4 protein-coding genes are annotated in these 3,815 nt (G+C 67.1%); 1 reads left to right on the plus strand and 3 read right to left on the minus strand.

Features of this window, described 5'->3' with window-relative positions; genetic code table 11:
- From gpmI to ACOJTD_RS03985, 3 genes are all read right to left on the minus strand, one after another.
- Positions 1–1,383, minus strand: a 1,383-nt coding sequence (gpmI, locus tag ACOJTD_RS03975; RefSeq protein WP_420131634.1) for a 2,3-bisphosphoglycerate-independent phosphoglycerate mutase, incomplete at its 3' end; no start/stop codon positions are given.
- A gap of 48 nt (positions 1,384–1,431) precedes the next feature.
- Positions 1,432–2,370 (minus strand): methylated-DNA--[protein]-cysteine S-methyltransferase, encoded by a 939-nt coding sequence (locus ACOJTD_RS03980; protein WP_420131637.1) that lies wholly within the window; start codon positions 2,368–2,370, stop codon positions 1,432–1,434.
- Positions 2,371–2,421: 51 nt separating this feature from the next.
- On the minus strand, positions 2,422–2,937 hold the full coding sequence (locus ACOJTD_RS03985) for a DUF2244 domain-containing protein (protein WP_420131635.1): 516 nt from the start codon (positions 2,935–2,937) through the stop codon (positions 2,422–2,424).
- Between the two features lie 22 nt (positions 2,938–2,959).
- Between ACOJTD_RS03985 and nth the strand changes: the two genes are divergently transcribed.
- Positions 2,960–3,742 (plus strand): endonuclease III, encoded by a 783-nt coding sequence (gene nth, locus ACOJTD_RS03990; RefSeq protein ID WP_420131636.1) that lies wholly within the window; start codon positions 2,960–2,962, stop codon positions 3,740–3,742.
- The last annotated feature ends 73 nt before the right edge of the window (positions 3,743–3,815 follow it).

Consider the following 3,815-nt stretch of genomic DNA (forward strand, 5'->3'; position numbering starts at 1 on the left):
CGGATTGGTGGTGTGCGCGGTGTGCGGACCGCCGGTGACGGGATCGCGCATCATCTCGCAATTGCCGTGATCAGCGGTGACCAGCAGTGCGCCGCCGGCCTGGCGGATGGCCGTGACGATGCGGCCGAGCTGCGTATCAACCGTCTCCACCGCCTTGATGGCCGCCGGCAGGCTGCCGGTGTGGCCGACCATGTCGGGATTGGCGAAGTTGAGGACGATGAGGTCGTATTTGCCGGACTCGATCGCCTCCACGGCCTTGTCGCCGAGTTCGGGCGCCGACATCTCCGGCTGCAGATCGTAGGTCGCCACCTTGGGCGAGGGTACCATGATGCGGTCTTCGCCGGGATACGGCACTTCCTCGCCGCCATTGAGGAAGTAGGTGACGTGCGGATATTTCTCGGTCTCGGCCATCCGCAACTGATTCCGTCCCGCGGCGGCGACCACCTGGCCGAGGCCGTTCACCAGGCTCTGCGGCGGGAAGATCGTGCCCATCAGCGCGTCAAGCGCGGTCGAGTACTGCGTCATGCCGGCCGCGGCCGCGATCTTCAGCACGCGCTTGCGTGCAAAGCCCGCGAAGGCCGGATCGAGCAACGCCGCGAGGATTTCACGTACGCGGTCGGCGCGGAAGTTGAAGCACAGCACGCCGTCGCCATCGCGCATGCCCTGGTAGTCGCCGACCGCGGCCGGAACGATGAACTCGTCATTGACCCCGGACGCGTAGCCGGCCGCGACCACCGCATCGGCGTCCGCAAAGCGCGGGCCGTCGGCCTCGGCGATCACATTGTAGGCCTTGCCGACGCGCTCCCAGCGATTGTCTCGGTCCATCGCGTAGTAGCGGCCGCTGACGGTGGCGATCGGCACGTTCGGCGGCAGCTCGGCGCGCAGCCATGCGATGTCGTCGACGGCGGATTTCGGCGGCGTGTCGCGGCCGTCGGTGAAGGCGTGCAGCACCGTCGGGATTCCGGCCTTCGCCAGAATCTTCGCCAGCGCAACGGCGTGATCCTGCAGCGAATGCACGCCACCCGGGGACACCAGGCCCATCAAATGGCAGGTGCCGCCGCTGGCGCGCAGCTTGTCGATGAAAGCCAGCAGCTCCTGCGCGCGTTCGATCTCGCCGCTGGCGATGGCGTCGCTGATCCGCGGCAGATCCTGCATCACCACCCGGCCTGCGCCGATGTTGAGATGGCCGACCTCGGAATTGCCCATCTGGCCGTTCGGCAGACCGACCGATTTGCCCGAGGTGCGCAGAAACGCATGCGGGCCGTTGCTCCACAACGCATCGAAGGTCGGCGTCTTGGCCTGCAGTACGGCGTTGTCCGCCGGGTCTTCACGCCAGCCCCAGCCGTCGAGGATCACGAGCATCACGGGGCGACGGGACTGCATGGCAAACACTTTCCTGGGTATGGGGAGCGCCGTTGGCGCACCACACACCTATGGTCGCAGCCCGGCCTCGTCAATCGTTCGGCCGGAGGGGCTGCCCGCCCCGATTCGCCCGGCTTCCCAGCCGATCATCGCCTGCTTGCGGGTCAGGCCCCAATGATAGCCGGTGAGCGCGCCGCCTTTGCCGAGCGCGCGGTGGCACGGGACCACAAACGAGATCGGGTTCTTGCCGATCGCGGCGCCGACGGCACGCGAGGCTTTCGGAGACGCGATGCGATGGGCAATGTCCGAGTAGCACAGCGCCTTGCCCATCGGGATCTTGAGCAGCGTCTGCCACACCCGCACCTCGAAATCGGTGCCGATCAGCACGACCCGCAGCGGCTGTTCGGCACGCCATTGCGCGGGGTCGAACACACGGCTGGCGAACGGCGCGGTGAAGTCCTGGTCCGCGATGCAGGTCGCGCGCGGCCAGCGCTGCTGCAGATCAACGAACGCCGCCTGCTCCTCGCCCGGATCGGCGAAAGCGAGCCCGGCGAGGCCGCGGTCCGAGGCGATCACCACGGCGGTGCCGAACGGCGAGGGATGAAAGCCGTAGCGCAGCGTGAGCCCCGCGCCGCCGCTCTTCCACTCGCCCGGCGACATCGCTTCGTGGGTGACGAACAGATCGTGCAGCCGGCCGGGACCTGATAGGCCGGACTCCAACGCTGCATCGAGCACGCTGGCGGAATCGCGCAGCAGCGACTTGGCATGGTCGAGCGTCAGCGCCTGCATGAAGCCCTTCGGCGTCAGCCCGGCCCAGCGGCGGAACAAATGGTGCAGTTCGTCGGGCGTCAGCCCGGCGGCGTCGGCGATATCTTCAACGGCGGGCTGCGTTTTCCACTTCTGCGAGATGAACGCGATGGCGCGGCGGACGCAGTCGTAGTCGGCGAGCGCGGCGTCGCGCGGGCCGGGCTTGGCGAGGATGTGGTCGGAGACGGCGAGGTTCATCATGCGGCCGATGATACCTGCCGCAGCGGCCGCAGCCACCCGCTTTCCGGAGGCTTACGGGTTGTACACCGGGCCGCGCCGGGCGCTGTCGAGCGCCGCGCTCAAGGCATTGGCGAAGCTGGCTTTCTCGTCGGCGCCGAGGAAATTGGCGATGCTGACGCGGCGGCCCGACGACACCAGATACAGCCGCTCGATGCCGAATTCGGCGTGAACGATCTTTTCCAACCGCACCCACAGCGGGTTCAGCACCCACTCCACCACGTGGCCGCGATGGCTCGTGCGGCGGATCCGTAACTCGTTGGGGGTGATGGAGATTTCCTCGCTGGCGCGGCCGCGGGCGAAGGCCACCCGGAAGGCGATGTAGACCGCCAGCACGTCCAGGCCGAAGAACCCGAACACCGGCCAGGCGCCCATCATCCAGAAGCCGATCCCGGCCGCGAAGCTGATCGTGCCGAGGCATCCCATCAGCACCAGAAAAGCCTTGTGACTCAAGGCACGATGCGGCTTGAGCAATGCCGAAAACAGTTTCGGTTGCGGCCGATCCGGATCAAGATCGCTGTCTGTGATCATCGCGGAATATTATACCTCGTCCATGCCGAAATCCACGCGCCGCCTCTCCGTTCCCGCCGCCCCGAAATCCGCCAGCAAGGCCGCGGCCGTCCCAGTTGCGAAGCCGAAGCAGCCGAAGAAGCTTGTGGCAAACTCGGGGCAACCGGCGAAGCGGCCGAAAGCCCCGCGCCGCTGGACCGCCGCCGAAGTTCGCGAGGCCTTCACCCGGTTCGCCAAGGCCAACCCGGAGCCGAAGGGCGAGCTCGAGCACGTCAATCCGTTCACGCTGCTCGTCGCGGTGGTGCTGTCGGCGCAGGCGACCGACGCCGGCGTCAACAAGGCGACGCGTAGCCTGTTCGCGGTCGCCGATACGCCGGCCAAGATGCTGGCGCTCGGCGAGGAGCAAGTGCGGGAATACATCAAGACCATCGGCTTGTTTCGCACCAAGGCGAAGAACGTGATTGCGCTGTCGCAAAAACTCATCACCGACTTTGGTGGCGTGGTGCCGCGCACCCGCGAAGAGCTGGAATCGTTGCCGGGCGCCGGGCGCAAGACCGCCAACGTCGTGCTCAACATGGCGTTCGGCCAACCGACCATGGCGGTCGATACGCATGTATTTCGCGTCGGCAATCGTACCGGGCTGGCGCCGGGCGACACGCCGCTGGCGGTCGAGCTCGCGCTCGAGAAGGCGATCCCGGCGGAGTTCATGCAGCATGCCCACCACTGGCTGATCCTGCACGGCCGCTACACCTGTCTGGCCCGCAAGCCGCGTTGCGAAGCGTGCCTGATCAACGACCTGTGCCGCTGGCCGGAGAAGACGGTGTAGTTGATCCTGGCGGGAAACTAACAGCTCGCACGCCGTCATCCTGAGGCGCCGCCGCGCAGCGGCGGCCTTGAAG

This window comes from Rhodopseudomonas sp., from assembly GCF_048594845.1.
GTDB lineage: Bacteria > Pseudomonadota > Alphaproteobacteria > Rhizobiales > Xanthobacteraceae > Rhodopseudomonas.

Coding starts and splice junctions, on each gene's coding strand:
- ACOJTD_RS03980 (WP_420131637.1), bottom strand. CDS start 2,370: ATGATGAACCTCGCCGTCTCCGACCACATCCTCGCCAAGCCCGGCCCG.
- ACOJTD_RS03985 (WP_420131635.1), bottom strand. CDS start 2,937: ATGATCACAGACAGCGATCTTGATCCGGATCGGCCGCAACCGAAACTG.
- nth (WP_420131636.1), top strand. CDS start 2,960: ATGCCGAAATCCACGCGCCGCCTCTCCGTTCCCGCCGCCCCGAAATCC.